Genomic DNA, 21634 nt, shown 5'->3' on the forward strand with positions numbered 1-21634 from the left:
GGCCGCATCCCACATGGAATTCACACCCTGGTCATCGGGAGTTCGGGCGGTACGGTGGAGCCATGGCAGGCGACGCGGTTGTCCTCACCGTCCCGGGTCCGAGCGGCGACCGGGAGGTCCGCATCTCGAGTCCTGGCCGGGTGCTCTGGCCCGAGCCGGGCATCACCAAGCTCGATCTCGCGAACTACCTGATCACCGTAGGAGAGGCGTTCGTGCGCGCCAATGGCGATCGGCCGGTCTCGCTCCAGCGGTTCCCCGAGGGTATCGACGGCGAGCAGTTCTTCTCCAAGAACCCGCCCCGCGGGGCACCGGACTACGTGCGCTCGGTGATGGTCGTCTACCCGAGCGCGCGGACGCACCCGCAGCTGGTGATCGACGAGCCTGCCGCCGCTGTGTGGGCGGCCCAGATGAACACGGTCGTCTTCCACCCGTGGCCCTCGCGGGCGGAGGACTCCGACAACCCCGACCAGCTCCGCATCGACCTGGACCCGCAGCCGGGCACGGAGTTCGGCGACGCCGTTCCCGCGGCGATCGAGCTGCGCGCGGTGCTGAGGGAGGCCGGCCTCGACGCCTTCGTGAAGACCTCCGGCAACCGCGGCCTCCACGTGTTCGCGCCGATCCGGCCCGAACATGAGTTCCTGGACGTCCGCCACGCGGTGATCGCCGCTGCCCGCGAGCTCGAGCGCCGCATGCCCGATGCTGTGACGACGGCGTGGTGGAAGGAGGAGCGCGGGGAGAAGGTCTTCGTGGACTTCAACCAGGCGAACCGCGACCGCACCATGGCCGGGGCGTACAGCCCGCGCGCCCTCGCGCACGCCCCGGTCTCCACACCCGTGACCTGGGAGGAGCTGCCCGGCGTCGATCCGAGCGACTTCACCGTCCTGACCATCCCCGACCGCCTCGCGACGATCGGCGACCCCTGGGAGCACTTCGGCGACGAGCCCGGCGGCATCGTCACGCTGCTGGAGTGGTGGCAGCGCGACCTCGACGCGGGGCTCGGCGAACTGCCATTCCCGCCGGACTACCCGAAGATGCCCGGGGAGCCGCCGCGTGTGCAGCCCAGCCGGGCGAAGAAGGGCTAGCGGCCGCGGCGCGTTCGCGGTCGCGGAGCCGTAGCGCGCGTGACCCGGCCTGTCAGCGCAGGACGCCGCCGAGGTCGTACGCGACGGGGCGGTCGAGCTGTTCGAACGTGCAGGATCGTGCCTCGCGGTCCGGCCGCCACCGCTCGAACTGGGCGGTGTGGCGGAACCGCATGCCCTCCATCTGGTCGTAGCGGACCTCCAGCACCCGCTCGGGGCGCAGGCGGACGAACGAGACGTCTTTGCCGGAGGAGAACCGGCTGCGGTCCGTCTCCCCGGTGATGGCGGCGCCGGTGTCGTCGCGCTCGACCAGAGGCTCCAGCTCGTCGATGAGCGCCAGGCGTTTGGCGTCGCTGAACGCCGAGACGCCGCCGATGTTGCGGAGGGCGCCGTCCGCGTCGTAGAGGCCGAGCAGGATCGACCCGACGCCGCGTCCACTCGCGTGGATGCGGTAGCCGAGCGCGACGACGTCCGCCGTGCGATGGTGCTTGATCTTGAGCATGGTCCGCTTGTTGGGGGTGTAGGAGCCGGTGAGCGGCTTCGCGACCACGCCGTCGAGGCCTGCGCCCTCGAACTCGACCAGCCAGCGCCGGGCGAGGTCGACGTCGGTCGTCGTGCGGGTCGTTGCGATCGGTGACGGGACGCCGGAGGTGAACGCGTCCAGCGCCGCGCGCCGCTCGGCGAAGGGGCGGTCGAGGTACGACTCGTCCCCGAGGGCGAGGAGGTCGAAGGCGACGAAGGTCGCGGGAGTCTCCTCCGCGAGCAGGGCCACCCTGCTCGCGGCCGGGTGGATGCGCTGCGAGAGCGCCTCCCAGTCCAGCCGCTGCTTCCCCGGCTCGCCCGTGGGCACGACGATCTCACCGTCGAGGACGCACGGCCCGGGGAGGAGCCGGCGGAACGCCTCCACCAGCTCGGGGAAGTAGCGCGTGAGCATCTTGGAGCCGCGACTTCCGATCGCGACCGCGCCGACGCCGCCGTCCTCCCCGGGTTCGGCGTAGACGATCGCGCGGAACCCGTCCCATTTGGGTTCGTAGGTGAGCCCGCCGTCGACCGCGTCGGGCTCAGGGATCGTCGGCACGGCCTTGGCGAGCATCGGTGCGACGGGGGACTCCGGCGTGGGGCGCATGCGTCGATCATCCCGCGGGTGGGAGCGCAGGGGAAGGCCGTTCGCGGCGCACTCAGCGCGGACGCTCGCTGTGCGTCGGCTCAGAGCTTCCGGCTGGGTCTGCGGGTTAGGTAAGCCTGCCCTATACTCGAATCGAGATGCACCGACCCGACCATTCCTCCCACACCGCCGAGACGGCGCACCACGACGACCGCGTCCAGTTCGTCGTCGTGGGCGACGAGACCTCGCTGACCGAGGTGGAGGCCGAGCTCTCGCTCCTGCCGCTCTGCGCGCGCGGGCGGGTCTTCGTGGAGGTCGAGGATGCGGATCAGATCGTGCCGCTCGCGGCTCCCATCCGCATGACGGTCACCTGGTTGACGCGGGCCACCCGCTCGGGTCGACCGGGGACCGGGGAGCGGTGCGCTCGCGGCGAGGCCGCGACCCGCGCCGTCCGTGCGTGGGCGACGGAGATGCTCTGCGACGGCCCGGGTGAGACGCGTGCGGTCGTCACCGGCGGCTTCTCCCTCGTGACGGATGTGCGCGAGCTGCTGGTGGACGAGGTCGGGATGGACGGCGCCTCCGTCGTCACGCCGGCACGTCAACACCGACGAGCTGCTGCGTGACCGCCCAGAGGTCCCGACCGAGCTGCGCGTCCTTCGCCTGCGCCCGCACCGTGCCGTTGGCGGTGAACCGGTCGAAGTAGGTCCCGCTCGGGGCGAGCACGGGGGCCTCCGCGGCGAGCCGCACCAGTGGCGCGGCCCCGTCGGCGACCGGGATGCCGTACGTGCCGCGCGTGACGAGCGCACCGAAGCGGATGAGCGGTGAGGTCCGGCCGAAGTTGGTCGCGATCGTCCCCGGATGGAACGAGTACGCCGTGACGCCCGTTCCGGTCAGCTGCTCGGCGAGCTCCACCGTGAACAGAATGGTCGCGAGCTTGGCGGTGCCGTAGGCGGCCCAGCCTCCACGCCAGGGGCGCTCCTCCCAGTCCAGGTCGTCGAGGCGCAGCCGCCCGAACCGGTTGGCCAGACTCGCGGTGTTGATCACGCGCACGTCTCGCCCGGTCGCGGCGGTGGCCTCCAGCCGCGGACGGAGCAGGTGGGTGAGCAGGAAGGGCGCCAGAAGGTTGTTCTGGATCGTGCGCTCGTGCCCGTCGACCGTCAGCTCGCGGGTGTGGTTGAGGCCGCCCGCGTTGTTCGCGAGCACGTCGATCGTCTCGTAGCGGTCGAGCAGCGCCGCGGCGAGGCCGCGCACATCGTCGAGCCGCTCGAAGTCGGCGAGGAACGGCGTCGCTCCGATCCGCTCCGCGACCGCCCGGGTGCGCTCGGGGTTGCGTCCGACGACAGCGACCTCGTTGCCGAGGGCCGTGAGCTGCTCGGCGGCGACGGCGCCGATCCCCGAACTCGCCCCGGTCAGCACGATCGTCCGCGGACGCCCGTTCCGGGGGGTGCGATCCGCTGTGCTCTGCGCCGCGCCCTCCGTTGTGCCGTCCGCTGCGCCCTCCGCTGCGTCGGCTGTCTCGTCCGTGCCGCTCACCGGTACCCGCCCTTCTCGAGGCCCGCCTCGATCTCGAATCTGTTGCGCAGGGGGTCGCGCCCCGACAGCAGGTAGAGCAGCGGGAACGCCATCCCATAGCGCTGCCACTGCCGCTTGTGCACGGCCTCGTGCTCCAGGATGTCATCGCTCACGTTCTGATCCGTGAGGTAGCACTGGCCGACGCAGGAGCCGCCCCGGCCGAAGGTCTGCGTCGGCATGCCGCGGAACACGAACAGGCCCGCGCGTCGTTCGATGCGCCCCGTGCTCCAGAGGAAGCCCCAGGTGAGCCCGACCGCCGTCGCGTAGAGGTAGCCGAGCCGGCTGACGGGGGAGTCGAACAGCAGCCGGCCGAGCAGGCTCCGGTCGATCGCGTCGGCGAGCCGGTCGCGTGCCCTCACGAGGCGGGCCGGCCGTAGGTCTCGAGCAGTCGCAGCCAGACCTCGCTGATGGTCGGGTAGGACGGGACGGCGTGCCAGAGGCGGGCCAGCGGCACCTCGCCCACGATCGCCACGGTCGCCGAGTGGAGGAGCTCGCCGACGTCTCGTCCGACGAACGTCACGCCCAGCACGACCTGGCGGTCCTCGTCGACGATCATGCGCGCCTGGCCCTCATAGTTGTCGGCGACGACGGAGGCGCCGGCGACGGAGCCGATCGCGTAGTCGACGACCCGGACACGGTATCCGGCCTTCTCGGCCGCCGCCGCCGTCAGGCCGACGGACGCCACCTCCGGGTCGGTGAAGGTCACCTGCGGCACAGCCTGGTGGTCCGCGGTCGCCACGAAGGCGCCCCACGGCTCGAGCGGGACGGGCTTGCCATGCGCCCGCGCCGCGATCGCGTCGCCGGCCGCGCGGGCCTGGTACTTGCCCTGGTGCGTCAGCAGCGCCCGATGGTTGACGTCGCCGACGCCGTAGAGCCAACCGCCTTCGACGGCCGGTTCGCCGCTCTCGTCGACGACGCGCATGCTGTCGTCCACGCGAAGCCAGTCGCCGTCCTTCAGCCCGAACTGCTCGAGCCCGATGCCCGATGTGCGCGGGAGCCGCCCCGTCGCCACGAGGAACTCGTCGGTCTCGATCGTGCTGCCGTCGTCCAGTTCGATCCGGAAGCGGTCGCCCGCGATGCGCTCGACCGCGGTGGGGGAGACGTCGAGGTGCACCGTCGCCCCGAGGTCGCGCAACGACCTCGCGACGGCCTCGCCGGCGAACGGCTCGTCATTGGCGAGCAGCGCCCCGCGCGAGATCAGGTGCACCTCGGTCCCGAAGCCCGCGTAGGCGGTCGCCATCTCGACGCCGACCACGCCGCCGCCGAGGATCGCGAGGGACACCGGAACGCGCTGCACGCTGGTGGCGTCCCGGCTGGTCCACGGCTCGCTCGCGCGCAGCCCCGGGACATCAGGCAGGAGCGCGGCCGAGCCGGTGCTGACCGCGACCGCGTGCGTCGCCGTGAGGACGGTGACCGTGCCGTCTTCGGCCGTGACCGTGACCTCCTTGGGCCCGGTGATCACGCCCCACCCGCGAACGAGGTCGATGCCGGCGCCCTCCAGCCACGAGACCTGGCTGTCGTCCTTCCAGTCGTGGGTCATGTCGTCGCGCCGCTTGAGCACGGCGGCCACGTCGAGCGGGCCGGTGATCGCCTCGCGTGCGCCGCCGACCGCGGCCGCCTCGCGCAGGAGCGCCCCGCTGCGCAGCAGCGTTTTCGACGGCATGCACGCCCAGTATGAGCACTCGCCGCCGACGAGCTCGGACTCGACGATCACGGTGCGCAACCCGCCCTGCGCGGCCCGATCGGCGACGTTCTCGCCGATCGCGCCGGCTCCGATCACGATGACGTCGTACTCGGTGGTGGTCATGGTGTCTCCTTGTCGAGCGGTTCGTGTCGTGCGTGTCGGTGTCTTGTGTGTCGGTGTCGTGCGGGTCGGTCGTCGTGGCGGCGAGGGACGCCTCAGCGCCCCACGAAACGCGCTTCGGAGCGCGTCAGGAAAGCCTCCATGCCGATGCGGGCGTCCTCACTGCCGACGAGGCGAACGAGCGTCGGCTGCAGCTCCGCCTCGGCGGCGGCGTCCCCGGCGCGCACGGCGCGCTTGGCGTTGGCGAGCGCGGCCTGCACGGCGAGCGGCGCCTGCGCGGCGATCCGCTCCGCGATGGCGAGCGCGCGATCGAACTGCTCACCGTCGTCGACGACCTCCTGCACGAGCCCCAACCGATGGGCCTCCGCCGCGTCGAAGGTGTCGCCCGTGAGGATGTACCGCATGGCGTTGCCCCACCCGACGGCGCGCGGGAAGCGCAGGGTCGCGCCGCCGAACGGCAGTATCCCGCGCGTGACCTCGATCTGCCCGAAGGTCGTCGACCGAGCGGCCACCGCGACATCGGAGGCCAGCATGAGCTCGATGCCGAGGGTGAGGCAGGTGCCCTGCACCGCGATCACGACCGGCTTGGTGAGAGAGACCCCCGAGACCTGCCACGGATCGATCCCGCCCTCGCGGACGAACGACAGTCCGTCGCCGCCGATGCGCGGCCCGAGGTCCGCCAGGTCGAGCCCGGCGGTGAAGTGATCGCCGACGGCGTGGACCAGGCCCACACGCAGTTCCGGGTCGCGCTCCAGCTCCCCGTACGCGTCGGCCAGGGCGGAGAGCAGCTCGAAGTCGGCGGCGTTGCGCTTCTCGGGACGGTTGAAGCCGATGAGGAGCACGTGCCCGCGCCTCTCGGTCACGATCTTGGGTTCGGTCATGTCTCCCAAGCTACCCGTCCCCTCACGGGCCGTCGGGGGACGACGCGGGATCGGTGGAGAGGTGACGCGGACGGGCTCCTGTGGAGGACGGAGCGCCGGTGCCGAGCGGTCCCGTCAACGCGCCGAGGACCCGCAGGATCACCGGGAGATCGCGGCCCGCCGCGTCCGGCGACTCCGGCGCGAACTCGGTCAGCCCCGCGCCCACGAGCTCGAACGTGCCGCGCAGCGCACGGATGGCGTCGCACAGCGCGGTCGGCGTCACCCCGAACGGCTCGGGATAGCCGATTCCGTCGATGTCGGCCGGGTCGAGCACGTCCAGATCGACGTGGATGTAGACGGCGCTCGCACCGGTGGCCTCCACGGCCCGCACGACGGAGTCCGGATCCTCCAGCTCGCCCGGCGCGACCACGCGGATCCCCGCGGCGTCGACGAACGCGGACTCGCCGTCGTCGAGCGAGCGAGTGCCCGCCAGCACGAGGTGGGAGGAGGCGAGCCGGGCGTCCCCCGTCGAGGCCAGTCCGGCCGGCCCGTCGCCGAGGAGCGCCCGGACCACCATCCCGTGGAAGGCGCCGGACGGCGAGGAGGTCACATTGTTCAGGTCGCCGTGGGCGTCGAACCACACGAGCGCCACCTCACCGGCGGGCCGTGACGCGACAGCGTGCTGCACGCTCGCCAGGTCGGCGGCGCAGTCGCCGCCGACCGTCACGACCGGACCCTCGAGCAGCGCGAGCTCGGCCGCCGCCAGCTCGCGCACGAGCGTCAGCGAGGAGAAGCGGTGCACGCCGGTGCCGAGGGCGTCGCCCGCGGCGGAGGGCACGGGGACGACGTGCGTCGCCCCGGCGGGCAGATCGCCGCGGATGGCGTCCGCCCCGTCGATCAGCCGCATCGCGCGCGACGACCCCGAGCCCTGCCACTGCGGCACGACCAGGAAGGATGCTGCGCTCACCGGGCGGTCACTGCCCCGGGGTGTAGGGGGCGGAGGAGGCCGGGTCGGCCGTCACCGCGGGCTGCGCCGCGCCGGAGCCGCCGGACTTCAGGGCAGCGAGCCGGGCCTCCACCTCGGTGAGCTCGCCGAGGTCGTCGAGCTGGTTGAACTGGGCGTCGAGGCTGGAGGCGGCGAGCTCCTGGGCTCCGCGCACCTTCGCCTCCTCGCGCCGGATCTTCTCCTCGAACCGCGAGACCTCGCTGGTGGGGTCGAGGATGTCGACGCTCTTCACCGCGTCGAGCACCTGCGACTGCGCCTGCGCGCTCTTCGCCCGTGCGATCAGCTCGGCACGCTTGCTCTTCAGCTGCTCCAGCTTCTGCTTCATGCCGTTGAGGCCCGACTTGAGCTTGTCCACGATCTCGGTCTGCGACGCGATCTGCGGCTCGGCGGCCTTCGCCTCGTTCTCGGACGAGATCTGGCGCTGCAGGGCCACCTTGGCCAGGTTGTCGAACTTGTCGGCGTTCACCGTGTCTCCGGACGAACGGTAGGAGTCGGCCTGCTTGCTCGCCGCCAGGGCCTTCGTGCCCCACTCCTGGGCGGCCTCCACGTCTTCGCGGTGGTCGTCCTCGAGCAGACGCAGGTTGCCGATCGTCTCGGCGATCGCGCTCTCGGCGTCGGCGATGCTGTTGGTGAAGTCGCGGACCATCTGGTCCAGCATCTTCTCCGGGTCCTCCGCCTGGTCGAGGAGGGAGTTGATGTTCGCCTTCAGGAGTTGGGAGATGCGCCCGAAGATGGACTGCTTTGCCATGTGCTGTTCCTTTCCTCTGCCTCTGCTGAGGCGGTCGGTCTGTGTGCCTGTCCGAGTGGTCGTGGATGCGAGGGGGCCTAGAAGCGGCCGCCTCCGCGCCGGGTGCGCGTACCCCCGCCGCCGAAACTGCCGGGGCTGAAACCGCCGCCTCCGCTGCGCCCGCCACCGCTGCGCCCTCCGCCGGAGCCGCCGCCCCAGCCGCCCAGCCCTCCGTTCAGCACCGAGTTGATGAGGATGCCGCCGAGGATGGCGCCCATCGCGCCGTTGCCGCCACCGCCTGATCCGGAGCCGCCGCCGAAGAGATCTCCGAGGCCGCCCTGCTGAGGCTGGAACCCGCCGACGTCGCGCTGCGCGAGCTGCGTGGCCTCGTCGGCGAGCTGCGCCGCGCGCTGGGCCTCCCCGAGTGCGGTGACGGGGTCGGTCGGCGCGGTCTGCTCCGCCTGCACGACGAGGCGGCCGGCTTCGGCGAGTCGCGTCCGCGCCTCGGGGCCGACCGCTCCGCGGCGCGCGGTGATGAAGTCCTCGCAGGCCGAGACCCGCGCCTTGGCCGTCAGCAGCGTCTGCTGCAACGACGACTGGGCGCGCTGGGTCTGTGCGCGCGCGTCGCGGACTCCCTGCAGCACGCCGTCGATCGAGCGGTTCGCCGCTTCCAGTCGCTGCGCGATCTCGAGCGGGTTGATGGGACCGGCGGCGAGTTTCGCGCGCACATCGGCGACGGTCTGCTCCGTGCCGGCGATCACCCCCGCGATCGTGCCGCCCGGGTCCCCCGCGGCTGCGAGGGCACGCGCCTCGGCGAGGTCGCTGTCGAGTTCCGGGAGCACGGTGTCGATCGACTGCTGTGTCGCCTTCAGGTCGGCTGCGACCCGGTCCACCGCGTCGAGGAGGAGCTTCGCCTGGTCGACCGACTCCTCCGCCGCGCGCACCCCGATGGCCGCGGCACTGGTGTCGCCGGCATCCGCCTTCTGCGTCGCGGCGGCGAGGGCGGTCGTCACGAACGCGAGCCGCTGCGTCGCCTGGTCGACGTTGTCCTGCACTGTCGCGAGGGATGCGTCCGTATAGCGCTGTGCGAGCGCCGCCGCCGTGGTGCGCGTCTGCTCGACGCGGGCGGAGACCTGCTGGGCGGCGGCGGACACCTCCGCCGACGCCTCCGGAATGCGCTTCTCGAGCGACCGCAGCTCGTCGAACGCGTCCGCCTGGGCATCGAGTGCCTGGTTCGCGGCGGCGCAGAGCTCGACGATGCGGATGTTCCACTGCCGGCGCTGCTCGTCGGTGTCCGGCTCCGCGTCGTCCAGCTTCTGCTTGAGCGTGAACGCCTCGCGCAGCTGTCCCTTCGCCTGGTCGAGCGCGGCCTGGAACGGAACGACCGGGTCGGCGCCGTACTGCGCCGTCGCGAAGCCGAGCTCCTCCTCGCTGGTGCGGATGGCGTCGTCCGTCTGCACGAGGGCGGACCCCGCACGCCGCTGCAGCTCCTCGATCGGGATGGTCTCCAGCTCGCTCTGCGGCCGTCCGGGGGCTCCGCCGACGGCGGACCCCGCCTTCTTCGTACGCCGAGACCGCACGACCAGGAAGATGACGAGACCGACCACCACGACGGCGATCAGGAAGAACCAGAAGAAGCCGGAGCCGCCGCCGCCGACCGCGTCGGCCAGTCCGTTCGCAGCGGCGATGCCCGCCCCCGACCAGTCGCCCGCCCGGAGCCGGGGCTCCACGTCGTTCTGCTCGATGCTGTCGAGCTGGTCGGCACTGACCGGACCCTCGTCATCGCCGGACAGATAGTAGGCGCGCCCGTCCGTCGCCACCGCGAGCAGGTAGTCGTTCGGGCCGAGGTTGTTCTGCGCCGCCGTCTCGTTGGCCCAGTCGGCGGCGTCCGTCGGGTTGGTGAAGCGCGGGACGTAGACGACGAAGAGGTCGATCTTGTGGTCGTCCGCGAGCTTCGCCGCCGCGGCGGAGACGGCGTCCGCCTCGCTGTCGGAGAGCACCCCCGCGACATCGTCGACGTGGCTGGAGCCGAGGTCGACCGGATCCTCCGCGGAGGCCGGGGCCGCGATCGCGAGCGGCCCGGCGATCAGCGCGCCGGCCAGCAGAACCCCGGTCAGAACACGTCGCAAGAGCATCCACCCACTCTCCAGTAACACTTGGGCCGAGTCTATTGGGGTGGTGCGACGGTGTCACTGTTTCGGCCTGTTACGCGGGCGGATGCGCGCGGCCTCCGGCCCGGCCCAGAATAGTCGGACGCATCCGGCGAGGCGAGAGGAGGGGCCCGTGTCCGCATCCGGCGCTCGCACGCTCGCCGTCGTCGAGGCCACCCGCTTCCGCGGCCACGACCCGGAGTACCACGCGTACGTGCAGCTCCTCGTCGGCAACGTCATCGCCGAGGCACGGGACCAGGGCTGGGCCGTCACGCGTCTCGCCGCGGACGAGGGCGAGGAGGCGCTCCTGCAGCGCACGGACGGGTCGGACGCGCTCGTCGTGGTCGGGGGAGAGGACATCGATCCCGCCTACTACGGGGCTGCCGGCGGATACGCGCACGAGAGTCGTCACCTCGCCGTCGCCGACGCCGCGCAGCTCGCACTCGCGCGCCGCGCCGTCGAGCGCCGCACGCCGCTGCTCGGCATCTGCCGCGGCCTCCAGATCGTCAATGTCGCCCTCGGCGGCACGCTCGTGCAGGACCTGGGCGAGCACTCCCCGCATGTCAACCGCGGGGTCCCCATCCCCGAGGTGCTGACCACCCACCCGGTGCTCCTGGAGCCGGGCTCGCGCGTCTCCGAGCTGCTCGGTTCGGGAATCGTGGACGTGCGCAGCGCACACCACCAGGCCGTCGCCGCGCTCGGCGCGGGCCTCGTCGTCACCGGCCGCGCGCCGGACGGACACGTGGAGGCGGTCGAGCACGTCGACGCCCCGGTGCTCGCCGTGCAATGGCATCCGGAGGACGTCGCCGCGCCCGCCGGTCAGCTCACCGCCCTGCTCGGCGCGCTGCGCAGCGGGGTCGCCGTCGCCGCCTGAGGCGCACCGGGCAGGCCGTTCACCGTCAGTCCTCCGCGCCCCTAGCGGACCAGCGCGGCCCGCCGCTCGGCCAGTCCCGAACGCGCGTGCGCGAGGGCGTCCGGACCGGCGCCGGCCGCCTCCAAGGCCAGGAGTGCGGCGCCGAGGATCGGGGCGGCGGTGACGAGCTCGATGCGGGCGAGCGGTGCCCGCTCGGCCAGTCCGCTCGCGATGCCGTCGAGGAGGCGGGCGTCCCGCGAGCCGACGATGCCGCCGCCGAGCACGACCGGGACGGGTCGGCCGAGCAGCTCCAGCCGCCGCAGGGTGGTCGCGGCCAACGCCACGATCTCCTCCGCCTGGCGATCGACCAGCCCCACGGCCACGGCGTCCCCGTCCTCCGCGCACGCGAACACGGACGGCGCGATGCGGGCCAGATCGGCGTTCGGGATGCGCGCGAAGTGCAGCGCCTCGATCACGGCCTGCACATCGTCGAGCCCGTACACCGCGGGGATCGCGGCCGACAGCGCGGTCGCCGAGCCGCGGCCGTCGACGGCACGTGCGGCGTGCCAGAGCGCCTGCTCGCCGAGATGCCAGCCTCCGCCCCAATCGCCGGAGATCATCCCGAGCGAGGGGTAGCGCACCACCGCGCCGTCGGCGCGCACGCCCACGCAGTTGATTCCGGTGCCGCAGACGACGGCGACGGCGTCGGGTTCGCTGGTGCCGGCGCGCAGGAGGGCGAAGAGGTCGTTGTCGACGACGGCGTCGGCCCAGGCGTAGCCGGCGATCCCGGATCGGAACGCCTCCACTTCCGCGGGCAGGTCGAGGCCGGAGAGGTAGATGCCGGCGGCGGCGATCGGCCGGGGGCCGGTCTCGGCCAGCAGACGCTCGATCAGGTCGTCGACGATCCGTGCGGAGGCGTCCATCCCGATCAGGTGCGGGCTGGAGGTGCCGGCACGCGCGGCGGCCGCGACCGTCCCGTCCAGCTCAACGGCGATGGCGTCGGTCTTGGAGCCGCCGCCGTCGACCGCGATGGCGATCGGCGCGACTCCCTCTGCCCGGCCCCCGGTCAGCGTGCCCACGCGAGGTGCTCCCGGTTGCCGGCGATCAGCAGATCGGTGAGCTTCTCGGCGCGGTCGTACTGCCCGACGAGGGGATGCGCGAGCATCGCGCGAACGACCCGGTCGCGTCCGCCGTGCACCGCCGCCTCCAGGGCGAGGCGCTCGTATCCCGCGACGTGCGCGATCAGCCCGCGCACGTCGTCCGGTAGCGGCTCGATCGGGAGGGCCTGGAGCCCGGCCGCCTCGACCGTGGCCGGGACCTCGATCACGTGGTCGTCGGGCAGGAACGGCAGCGAGCCGTCGTTGCGCAGGTTCACGACCTGCACGTCGCCGCGGTCGCTCGTGAGCGACGCGATGAGGTCGACCGCCGCCTCCGAGTAGAACGCGCCGCCGCGCTGCGCCAGCTGCTCCGGCTTGGAGTCCTGCGCCGGGTCCGCGTACAGCTCGAGGAGTTCGCGCTCGACCCGCTGCACGGCCTCCGCACGGGTGGGGGCGTCGAGCTGCTCGCGGAGCACCTCGTCGTGCGCGTAGTAGTAGCGCAGGTAGTAGCTGGGGACGCTGCCCAGCAGCGAGATCAGCGACGACGGTAGCTCGATCTCCTCCGCCAGCTCGGCGAGATGCGCCCCGAGCAGGGCGGGAAGCGCGTCGCGCGTCCCACCGGCGTCGGCGATGGTGACCGAACGCTCCCACGTGAGGTGGTTGAGGCCCACGTGACCGAGCTGCACCTGCGTGTGGTCGACGCCGAGCAGGTTCGCGAAGCGTCGCTGGAAACCGATCGCCACGTTGCAGAGCCCCACTGCGCGATGACCCTCCTGGAGCAGGGCGCGGGTCACGATGCCGACCGGATTGGTGAAGTCGACGATCCACGCGTCGGGCTTGGCGTGACGACGCACGACCTCCGCGACGCTCAGCACGACCGGCACCGTGCGCAGGGCCTTCGCGAACCCGCCCGGGCCGGTGGTCTCCTGCCCGATGCACCCGCACTCGTGCGGGAACGTCTCGTCGCCGTGCCGTGCGGCCTGCCCGCCGACCCGCAACTGGATGAGCACCGCGTCCGCGTCCGCGACACCGGCGACGAGGTCGGAGGTCGGGACGATGCGCCCGGTGTGCCCGGCCGCGCGGAACATCCGCTCGCTCATGCCCCCGACGAGGCGCAGGCGTTCGGGGTCGGTGTCGACCAGCCACAGCTCCTCGATCGGGAGCACGTCGCGCATCCGTGCGAACCCGTCGATCAGTTCGGGTGTGTAGGTGGATCCGCCGCCCACGACTGCCAGTTTCAACGCGTTATCCCTTCACGCCGGTCAGAGTGATGCCCTCCACGAACACGCGTTGGGCGAAGAAGAAGACGATCACGACGGGGATCGTGACGAGCATGGTCATCGCCATCGTCAGCCCCCAGTCGGTGCCGTGGACCCCGCGGAACGACGCCAGTCCGTAGGCGACGGGCCAGGAGGCGGGGTTCTCGGAGGTGTAGAGCAGCGGCCCGTAGTAGTCGTTCCAGGAGTGGAAGAACATGAAGATCGCGGTCGCCGCGATCCCGGGCTTCGCCATCGGCAGCACGACCCGCCACAGCACGCCGAACTCCCCGTTGCCGTCGATGCGTGCCGCATCCGCATACTCGCTGGGGATGGTCAGGAAGAACTGCCGCAGCAGGAAGATCGAGAACGCGTCGCCGAGCAGGTTGGGCAGGATGAGCGGCCAGAGCGTGCCAGTGAGGCCGAGCTGCGACCACATCACGTAGACGGGGATGGCCGTCACCTGCGGCGGGAGCAGCATCGCGACGATGATCGCGGTGAAGAGCACGCTCGACCCGCGGAACTTGATCTTCGCGAGGGCGTAGGCGGCCGGGACGCTGGAGACGAGCATGAACACGGTGGCGAGGATCGAGTACAGCGCCGAGTTGCCGAACCACTGCGCCAGCGGCACGGTCGTGAACACCTTCGCGTAGTTCTCCCACGCGAAGGGTTGCGGCCAGAGCGACGCGGTCAGGGTCTGCTGGCTCGACATGAGCGAGGTGAGCAGCACGAACACCACCGGCGCGATGAAGAGCACGGCCAGCACGACGAGCACGGCGTGCTCGGCGATCCAGCCCAGGACGCGGCGGGTGCGTAGCGAGCGCGGAGTGGGGATGCGGCCCCGCGCCGGGGAGGGGCGGCGAGCGGCCGGCGGCGCCAGCGGCGGGGTGGAGGAGGTGGCGGTGGTCATTGCGCGCCTTCCGGTGTGAACGCCTTGAATCGGCGCAGGATCAGGATGAGCAGCACGGCGGCCACGACGAACAGCAGCACGGCCAGGGCCGAGGCGTAGCCGAGCTGATACGTGCCGAACCCGCGCACGTAGAGCCACTGTGTATAGGTGAGCAGGGAGCCGTCGGGGTAGCCGAGGTTGTTGCTGATGCCCTCGCCGACCACCGCCTTCCCCGAGGCGACCGAGGAGGCGACGGCCGCCTCCGTGAAGTACTGGATGGCCGCGATCACCCCGGTCACCGCTGCGAACATGAGCACGGGGGAGATGCTCGGCATGGTGATGTACCGCACCTTCTGCATCCCGTTCGCGCCGTCGAGCGACGCCGCCTCGTACTGGTCTTTCGGAACGTCGAGCAGGGCCGCGAGGAAGATGATCATGACGTCGCCCATCACCCAGATCCCGAGCAGCACCAGGGAGGGCTTTGACCAGGCGGGGTCGTTGAACCAGAGCGGCCCCTTGATCCCGAACCAGGCGAGCACCTGGTTGACGGGACCGGTGCCCGGGTTGAAGAGGAAGACGAACGCCACCACGCTCGCCACCGGCGGCACCAGCGCGGGCAGGTAGAACACCGTGCGCCAGAACCCGGAGGCGCGCTTGGCGCGGGCGAGCAGACCGGCGATCAGCAGGGCGAACACCGTCTTCACCGGCACCCAGATGACCACGAACCACAGCGTGTTCAGGGTGGCCTTCCACACATTCGGATCCTGGGTGAACAGGTACTCGTAGTTGCGCAGGCCGATCCACTGCGGTGCCGACACCAGGTCGTACCGGGTGAAGGAGTAGTAGACGGACGCGATCAGCGGGTAGACGAAGAAGATCGCGAGACCCAGGAGGGTCGGCGCCAGGAACGCGAGCACGACCAGGTTGCGGCGCCGGCGTGAGCGGGAGGGCCGTGCGGGGCGGGCGGCGACCCGCCCCGCACGTTCGATGGCTGACGTCATCTCACGGACCGGTGGTCAGCGCGAGCGCGTCGTCGATCTGCTTGTCGACATCCTTCAGGCCCGCCTGGAGGTCGCCGCCCTGGCTCTGGTACTTGTTCCAGAAGTCTTGGAACGAGTTCTGGTAGCCGGCGCCGAGCGGGCTGGCGGGCGTGGTCTGCACATTCTTGTCGGAGGAGATGTCGAGGAACGTCTTGAACTGGTCGGAGACCTCGAGCTTCGGCGACGCGAGCGCGTCCTTGGTGGTGGGGACGTTCTTCAGCCCGTTCGCGAGCTTGACGACGGCGTCGGTGTCGGTCGTGAGGTATTTCAGGAGCGCCCACGCCAGCTCCGGCTGCTTCGAGCCCTTCGAGATGCCGATGATGTTGCCCGTGATGTAGCCGCCGCCGTACAGGTCGGTGTGGTCGTCGGCGGTCGGGAACGGTGCGGTGCCGTAGTTCAGGCCCTTCGCCTGGTCGGCGATGAACGCGGTGCGGTACTCGCCGTCCATGTTCATGGCCACCTGGCCCGTCTGGAACGCGTTGTCGGCGGAGAACTCCTGGCCGAGCCCCGAGGTGAACGCGTTGAGCTTGTCCCACCCGATCTTCGCGACGAAGGCCTTCTGCCATTCGATCAGCTCGGCCCAGCCCGGGCTGGAGGAGATGGCGCTGGTGCCGTCGTCCTTGAGCCACTTCGCGCCCGCGGCGGGACCGTAGTGCGCGGCGGAGTTCTCGTACCATCCCATCGTCGGATTGAAGCCGAGGGTCTTGATGGACCCGTCGGCGTTGAACGTGGTGAGCTTCTCGGCCATGCTCTCGAGCTCGGAGAGGGTCTTCGGCGGTTCGGTGTAGCCGGCGGCCTGCAGCAGATCCTTGTTGTAGTAGAGCCCGTAGACGTCGGCGAGCATCGGCATCGCGCAGCGCGTCCCCTTGAACTCGGTGTACGACTTCACGGTGTCGGAGAACTGGCTCATGTCGACGCCGTCGCGCTCGATCACCTTGTTGAGGCTGCGGAACGCGCCGTTGGAGCAGAAGTTGCCGACGATGTCGGTGGAGTAGGAGAGCCCGACGTCGACCTTGCTGCCCGTGGCGATGGCCTTCTGCAGCTTCTCGTCGTCCTGGCCCGAGTGGACCTCGACCTTGATCGTGGGGTTCTTCTTCTCGAAGTCGTCGACGACCGACTGAATCACGTCGGCCTCCCGGTCGGAGAAGAAGTGCCAGAACGACACGGTGCCCGACAGGTCCTTCGGGGTGGTGTCGGAGAAGGCGGTGCCGCTGGAGCCGCCGGAGCAGCCGGCGAGGGTGAGCGCTGCGGCCGCGGCGATGCCGACGGCGGCGACGAGATGACGGTGTTTCACGGGAGGTTTCCTCACTGATTCCGGTCGTGATGCAGGTGGACGGATGTCGTGCGTGTGGTGTGTGCGGTGTGTGCGGTGTGACTGTCGTACGGGAGGAGCGGTGCCCTAGACCGTGATCCGGGACACTTCGGCGAAGAGCGCGTCGCGCAATTCGCCGAGCAGGTGCTCCCGCGCCCCGCGGAGAACGGGGTGGGCAGGGACGTCGGTGGCGACGATGGTGGGGGAGCCCCACTGCTCGCGCAGCAGGGCGGCGACGCGCTCGGCGAGGCGGGCGCCGCCGGCACGGCCGGTCGAGCCGCCGAGCACCACGCGCTCGGGGTCGAGCAGGGCGAGCACGGGCACGACCCCGACCGCGACGCGCGTGGCCAGCTGGTCGAGGAGCGCGTCCACGGCGTCGGAGTCGCCGACGGAGGAGTCCTCGGTCTGTCCGGCGTCGGAGGAGCCGAAGCCGGGGAGCCCGTGCGCGGCGGCGAGCCGCGCGACGGCCGGGCCGCCGACGAGGTCCTGGAGGTCGTGCGCGTCCGGGTCGAGCTCTGCGGCCTCTCGCGTGATCGGCAGGTATCCGATCTCGCCCGCTCCGCCCGACGCTCCCCGGTGCACGACGCCGCCCTGGTCGACGGCGAGGCCGAGGCCGTCGCCCATCCAGAGCAGCGCGAAGCCGCCCGCGTCGCGTCCCGCACCATCGGCTCGCTCGGCGATCGCGGCGAGGTTGGCGTCGTTGTCGATGTGCACCGTGTAGCCGAGGGCGTCTTCGAGGCGGCGCCGGATGCCCTGCTTCGGCCAGCCGGGGAGCGTCTCGATGTAGGTGAGCTCGTCGGTGCGCGGGTCGAGCGCGCCTTGCACGCCGATGCATACGGCACGCACGCGGTCCGGCGCGACACCGGCGGCGGCGCACGCGGTGTCGACGGCGATCCGCACGTCCTCCTCCGGAGAGCGGCGGGCCAGCGGTGTGACGGCGATCGGGTGCTCGGTGCCGGAGGCGTCCGTTACGGACGAGCGGAGCGCCACCGCATCGATGTCGATCGCCACTCCGAGCATCCGATCGGTGCGCACCGCGTAGCTGGCCGCGTTCGGCCCGCGCCCGCCCGACACCTCGCCGACGACGTGGATGATCCCGGCCGTCTCCAGCCGCGACACCATCTGTGCCGCGGTCGGCTTCGACAGCCCCGAGAGCTCGCCGATGCGGCTGCGGGTGAGGACGCCGTGCTCGAGCAGCAGCGAGAGCGCCGTGCGGTCGTTCGTCTCGCGCAACCATGCAGGCGTGCCGCGGACCGGTCGTTCGGCCATCCTCATCCCTTCGTCGGAACGATCATCTGCCGTGAATGTATCAGGAAAGTTTCTTAATAGTAAACCCTCTGTTTCGTTGCCCGGCACTGCCCGCATGTGGACCAAAAGTCGTCCAGCAGCCAGCGATTCACCACATTCGGTCCAGATGTCGCGGGCGTGAGAAGTGGTGAACCGCCGGAGGGGTGGGCCTCGTGGCATCGGAGGAAGGGAACACCACCATGAGAATGAGAATCGTCGCATCCCTCGCCGCCGCCGCGGTGGTCATGATCGCGCTCGCCGGATGTTCGGCCGGGAGCGGCAGCAGCGGCAGCAGCAGTCCTTCGACGAGCACGGGAGGCTCGTCAGCGTCGTCCGGCTCGGCCTCCGCGACCGTGCTCACGACGGGCGACACATCACTGGGCACGGTCGTCGTCGATGGCGCCGGCCTCACCGTCTATGTCTTCGACAAAGACACGCAGAACTCCGGGAAGAGCTCGTGCTCCGGCGCCTGCGCCGCGCAGTGGCCTGCCGTGGAGGCGGGCGCAGCGACGCCCGCGGTGACCGGCGTGAGCGGAACGGTCGGCACGATCACCGGCGTCGACGGCAAGCGCCAGGTCACCCTCGACGGCTGGCCGCTCTACACCTTCGCTGGCGATTCGTCCGCCGGCGACGTGACCGGCCAAGGGGTCGGGGGCATCTGGTGGGCCGTCACGCCCGGCGGGTCGAAGATCGGCGCGGCCGCGAGCTCAGGAGGCGCGTCGTCGGGAGGCACGGGCTCCGGCTACTCGAAATAAGGGTCTCGCGGGCGCGGGTCACCCGAATGCGCGCGCGTGGTCGACCAGGCGGTCGAAGGCGGCGTCCAGATCCGGGTCGACCCGCTGGCGAGCGGCGTCGGCGAGATACCACTCGACGATCTCGCCCGCCCCGCGCGCGAACGGCGTGCGCTGCTGGAACGCCGGGACGAGCGCGCGCACCTTGCTGTTGTCGAACTGCATGGAGTGGGCCTTGTCGCCCAGCAGCCCCGGGCCGAGCTCGGGCACCGCGGCGGCGATGGACTCGCTCGCGACGTGCACGAGCTCGGCCTCGACGCCGAGGGCCTCCGCGAGGTCGCCGTAGATGCGGTCCCAAGTCGGGGCCTCGTCGCCCGTGATGTGGAACGTGTCGCCCACCGCCTCCGGCAGTCCGAGGAGGCCGGTGAACGCCACGGCGAAGTCGGTGTTGTGCGTGATGGTCCAGCGGCTCGTCCCGTCGCCGTGCACGACGACAGGCGCTCCCCGGCGCATCCGCTCCAGATCGGTCCAGTGGCCGAGCGTGGGGATCATCGTGCGGTCGTAGGTGTGCGACGGACGCACGATGGTCACAGGGAACGCGCGCTCCCGGTAGGCCTCGACCAGGAGGTCCTCGCACGCGATCTTGTCCCGCGAGTACTGCCAGAACGGGTTGCGCAGCGGCGTCGACTCGGTGACGGGGAGACGTGACGGCGGGGTCTGGTAGGCCGACGCCGAACTGATGAAGACGAACTGGCCGACGCGTCCCTCGAACAGGTCGAAGTCGGTGCGGATGTGCTCCGGCGTGAACGCGAGGAACTCGGCGGCGACGTCGAAGCTGCGCTCGCCGAGCACGGCATGGACGCTTTCCGGGTCCCGGATGTCGGCGTGCAGCACCTCGACTCCGTCCGGCATCGGGCGCGATCCGCTCGATCCGCGGTTCACGACGGTGACCTCGTGCCCCGCCTCCAGAGCCTCCGCCACACACGCGGAGCTGATGACCCCCGTGCCGCCGATGAAGAGCGTCCGTGTCGCTGCCATGCTTGTCTCCCGCTTCCTCGCCGCTGTGTCCGTGAGGACACCGTGTCCCTGAGGGCGCAGTGTCCCGGGGGCCACCGTGTCCCCGAGGCCGCCGTGCCGTGGACGCGCCGCATCCCGACGACTCGGACCCCCGGAGGTCTCAGCGTAGCGCGGCCCGGGCGTACACTCCACGGCACCCCGTCCCCGACCCGAAGGAGGCTCCGCCGCCGTGTCCGCCCTCCGAACCTGGCCCGGACTCGCGGTCGCGTGCGTCGTGGCCGTCGTGCTCGCCGTCGTCGTCACCGCGATCGTCGGCGCCGTGCTGCGCGTCGTCGGCCGCCGTCGCGCGTGGCCCGATCTGCTCGTCCGCAACGCCCGCGTACCCTTCCGGCTCTTCCTGCTCGTGGTGGTGCTGTGGATCGCGGTGGCGATCGCCCTCCCGCCGGAGGTCCCGGCCGGCGTGCAGCAAGGCCTGCACCACATCTTGCTGATCCTCGCGATCGTGACCGGCGTCTGGTTCGCGGCGGCGCTGGTGGTGTTCGTGGAGGATCTCGGCCTCGCCCGCTACCGGCTCGACATCCCGGACAACCGGTACGCCCGCAAGGTGCGGACACAGGTGCTCATCCTGCGGAGGCTGACCGTCGTCGCCGCCGTCGTCGTCGGCATCGGCGCCGTGCTGCTCACGTTCCCGGCGCTGCAGGCCGCGGGCGCCAGCATCCTCGCCTCCGCCGGCGTGATCGGCATCATCGCCGGTGTCGCCGCCCAGTCGAGCCTCGCCAACTTGTTCGCCGGGATCCAGCTCGCGTTCAGCGACGCGATCCGGCTCGACGACGTGGTCGTCGTCGAGCAGCAGTGGGGCACGATCGAGGAGATCACGCTCACCTACGTCGTGGTCCACGTGTGGGACGACCGGCGGCTCGTGCTGCCCTCGACCTATTTCACGACGAAGCCGTTCGAGAACTGGACGCGGCAGCACAGCGAGCTGCTCGGATCCGTGGAGTTCGACCTCGACTGGCGGGTCTCTCCGGGCGGGATGCGCGGTGAGCTCAACCGCATCCTGGCGACGACCGATCTCTGGGACGGTCGCACCGGCGTGCTGCAGGTCACCGACGCGGTCGCCGGTTGGGTGCGTGTGCGGATCCTCGTGACGGCGAAGGACGCACCCACTCTCTTCGACCTGCGCTGTCTGGTGCGCGAGCGGCTGGTCGACTGGATGCAGCGGTACTCGCCCGCCGCGCTGCCGCGGTCGCGCGTCGAGTTGGTGCAGCCTCCCGAGCCGACGACACCGCCGGCCCGGGCGCAGGCGCAGACCCAGGACGACGCGCGCCTGTTCGGCGGCTCGCCCGAGAAAGACCAGCGCGGCGCCCAGTTCACCGAGTCCATCCCGATCCAGGGGGACGACGAGGGAGCAGGCCCGGCCGCGGGGTGAGCTGGGGGGAGCAGCCCCGCGGCCGGCGTCGCTCAGCCGACGGATTCCGCGGCGGCGACGATCACCCCGGCGACGACATCCGGCGCTGCGAGCATGGAGACGTGTCCGGCAGGGGTCTCCACGATCGTGGAGCCGGCGCGTCGGGCCATGCGGCGCTGGGCCGTGGGAGGGGTGATGCGGTCTTCGGTGCCGACGACAGCGGGGAGTACGGGCACAGCGGTTCCTTCCGAGGAGCCGTTCCGGGACGAGACGGATGCGATCGTGCGGGAGAGGGCGGGTGGAACAGCCACAGAGTAGGGGAGCGCCCGCGTCGCGGCTAGCCCCCGTGCTCACAGGGAAGTCTCAGCATCCGCGGGACCAACCCGGGTCGCTGCGCTGTTCTCCTCAGTGCGGGTCGCAGCCGGCGGTACCGCATCGAGG

21 protein-coding genes are annotated in these 21634 nt (G+C 71.3%); 5 read left to right on the forward strand and 16 right to left on the reverse strand.

From position 1 onward, the window contains the following. Positions 1–62: 62 nt before the first annotated feature. Positions 63–1082: a non-homologous end-joining DNA ligase gene (ligD, locus tag LLS1_RS18020; RefSeq protein ID WP_226657719.1), complete on the forward strand. Its 1020-nt coding sequence runs from the start codon at positions 63–65 to the stop codon at positions 1080–1082. Positions 1083–1134: 52 nt separating this feature from the next. Here ligD and LLS1_RS18025 read toward each other — a convergent pair whose 3' ends face one another. Then, entirely contained in the window at positions 1135–2205 is a 1071-nt protein-coding gene (locus LLS1_RS18025; protein ID WP_226657720.1) for an ATP-dependent DNA ligase, read from the reverse strand. A 137-nt stretch (positions 2206–2342) separates the two neighbouring features. Between LLS1_RS18025 and LLS1_RS18030 the strand changes: the two genes are divergently transcribed. Then, a complete protein-coding gene (locus LLS1_RS18030) occupies positions 2343–2807 on the forward strand; it encodes an SIP domain-containing protein (RefSeq protein ID WP_226657722.1) in 465 nt (154 codons plus the stop codon). Here the strand turns inward: LLS1_RS18030 and LLS1_RS18035 are convergent. The 7 genes from LLS1_RS18035 to LLS1_RS19505 all read right to left on the reverse strand — a co-directional run bounded on the left by LLS1_RS18035 (position 2770) and on the right by LLS1_RS19505 (position 10288). Beyond that, positions 2770–3717: an SDR family NAD(P)-dependent oxidoreductase gene (locus LLS1_RS18035; RefSeq protein ID WP_226657724.1), complete on the reverse strand. Its 948-nt coding sequence runs from the start codon at positions 3715–3717 to the stop codon at positions 2770–2772. The two genes, LLS1_RS18030 and LLS1_RS18035, sit on opposite strands and share 38 nt — an antisense overlap. Continuing rightward, positions 3714–4115: a Fe-S oxidoreductase gene (locus tag LLS1_RS18040; protein WP_226657726.1), complete on the reverse strand. Its 402-nt coding sequence runs from the start codon at positions 4113–4115 to the stop codon at positions 3714–3716. The genes LLS1_RS18035 and LLS1_RS18040 overlap by 4 nt, the downstream gene beginning before the upstream one ends. Beyond that, positions 4112–5563, reverse strand: coding sequence for an NAD(P)/FAD-dependent oxidoreductase (locus LLS1_RS18045; RefSeq protein ID WP_226657728.1), 1452 nt, complete (start codon positions 5561–5563; stop codon positions 4112–4114). Before LLS1_RS18045 ends, LLS1_RS18040 begins: the two co-directional genes overlap by 4 nt. A 92-nt stretch (positions 5564–5655) precedes the next feature. Further along, on the reverse strand, positions 5656–6441 hold the full coding sequence (locus tag LLS1_RS18050; protein ID WP_223360293.1) for a crotonase/enoyl-CoA hydratase family protein: 786 nt from the start codon (positions 6439–6441) through the stop codon (positions 5656–5658). A gap of 22 nt (positions 6442–6463) precedes the next feature. After that, entirely contained in the window at positions 6464–7387 is a 924-nt protein-coding gene (locus LLS1_RS18055; protein WP_226657730.1) for an arginase family protein, read from the reverse strand. A 7-nt stretch (positions 7388–7394) separates the two neighbouring features. Further along, positions 7395–8174, reverse strand: a complete 780-nt coding sequence (locus LLS1_RS18060; RefSeq protein ID WP_223360295.1) for a PspA/IM30 family protein — start codon at positions 8172–8174, stop codon at positions 7395–7397. A 77-nt stretch (positions 8175–8251) separates the two neighbouring features. After that, on the reverse strand, positions 8252–10288 hold the full coding sequence (locus LLS1_RS19505; protein ID WP_264186956.1) for a TPM domain-containing protein: 2037 nt from the start codon (positions 10286–10288) through the stop codon (positions 8252–8254). 148 nt (positions 10289–10436) lie between these two features. Between LLS1_RS19505 and LLS1_RS18075 the strand changes: the two genes are divergently transcribed. After that, positions 10437–11177, forward strand: coding sequence for a gamma-glutamyl-gamma-aminobutyrate hydrolase family protein (locus LLS1_RS18075; RefSeq protein WP_226657732.1), 741 nt, complete (start codon positions 10437–10439; stop codon positions 11175–11177). 41 nt (positions 11178–11218) lie between these two features. Here LLS1_RS18075 and LLS1_RS18080 read toward each other — a convergent pair whose 3' ends face one another. The 6 genes from LLS1_RS18080 to LLS1_RS18105 form a co-directional block, all read right to left on the reverse strand. Next, a complete protein-coding gene (locus tag LLS1_RS18080) occupies positions 11219–12235 on the reverse strand; it encodes an N-acetylglucosamine kinase (protein ID WP_226657734.1) in 1017 nt (338 codons plus the stop codon). Next, positions 12223–13494, reverse strand: coding sequence for a 6-phospho-beta-glucosidase (locus LLS1_RS18085; RefSeq protein WP_226657735.1), 1272 nt, complete (start codon positions 13492–13494; stop codon positions 12223–12225). Before LLS1_RS18085 ends, LLS1_RS18080 begins: the two co-directional genes overlap by 13 nt. A 4-nt stretch (positions 13495–13498) precedes the next feature. Next, complete coding sequence (locus LLS1_RS18090) at positions 13499–14419, reverse strand: carbohydrate ABC transporter permease (protein WP_226657737.1); 921 nt, start codon at positions 14417–14419, stop codon at positions 13499–13501. Continuing rightward, positions 14416–15399, reverse strand: coding sequence for a carbohydrate ABC transporter permease (locus LLS1_RS18095; RefSeq protein WP_226657739.1), 984 nt, complete (start codon positions 15397–15399; stop codon positions 14416–14418). Before LLS1_RS18095 ends, LLS1_RS18090 begins: the two co-directional genes overlap by 4 nt. A gap of 1 nt (position 15400) precedes the next feature. Continuing rightward, positions 15401–16732: an ABC transporter substrate-binding protein gene (locus tag LLS1_RS18100; protein WP_226657741.1), complete on the reverse strand. Its 1332-nt coding sequence runs from the start codon at positions 16730–16732 to the stop codon at positions 15401–15403. Between the two features lie 105 nt (positions 16733–16837). Next, complete coding sequence (locus tag LLS1_RS18105) at positions 16838–18019, reverse strand: ROK family transcriptional regulator (RefSeq protein ID WP_226657744.1); 1182 nt, start codon at positions 18017–18019, stop codon at positions 16838–16840. Positions 18020–18237: 218 nt separating this feature from the next. Between LLS1_RS18105 and LLS1_RS18110 the strand changes: the two genes are divergently transcribed. Then, a complete protein-coding gene (locus LLS1_RS18110; protein ID WP_226657745.1) occupies positions 18238–18792 on the forward strand; it encodes a hypothetical protein in 555 nt (184 codons plus the stop codon). 18 nt (positions 18793–18810) lie between these two features. Here LLS1_RS18110 and LLS1_RS18115 read toward each other — a convergent pair whose 3' ends face one another. After that, entirely contained in the window at positions 18811–19806 is a 996-nt protein-coding gene (locus tag LLS1_RS18115) for an SDR family oxidoreductase (protein ID WP_226657747.1), read from the reverse strand. 208 nt (positions 19807–20014) lie between these two features. On the opposite strand from LLS1_RS18115, the gene LLS1_RS18120 reads away from it, so the two are divergent. Further along, positions 20015–21214 (forward strand): mechanosensitive ion channel family protein, encoded by a 1200-nt coding sequence (locus LLS1_RS18120; protein WP_223360305.1) that lies wholly within the window; start codon positions 20015–20017, stop codon positions 21212–21214. A 32-nt stretch (positions 21215–21246) separates the two neighbouring features. Here the strand turns inward: LLS1_RS18120 and LLS1_RS18125 are convergent, their stop codons facing one another. After that, positions 21247–21504, reverse strand: coding sequence for an alpha/beta fold hydrolase (locus LLS1_RS18125; RefSeq protein ID WP_374758289.1), 258 nt, complete (start codon positions 21502–21504; stop codon positions 21247–21249). Between the last annotated feature and the right edge of the window lie 130 nt (positions 21505–21634).

This window comes from Leifsonia sp. LS1 (assembly GCF_020521355.1).
In the GTDB taxonomy this organism is placed as follows: domain Bacteria; phylum Actinomycetota; class Actinomycetes; order Actinomycetales; family Microbacteriaceae; genus Leifsonia.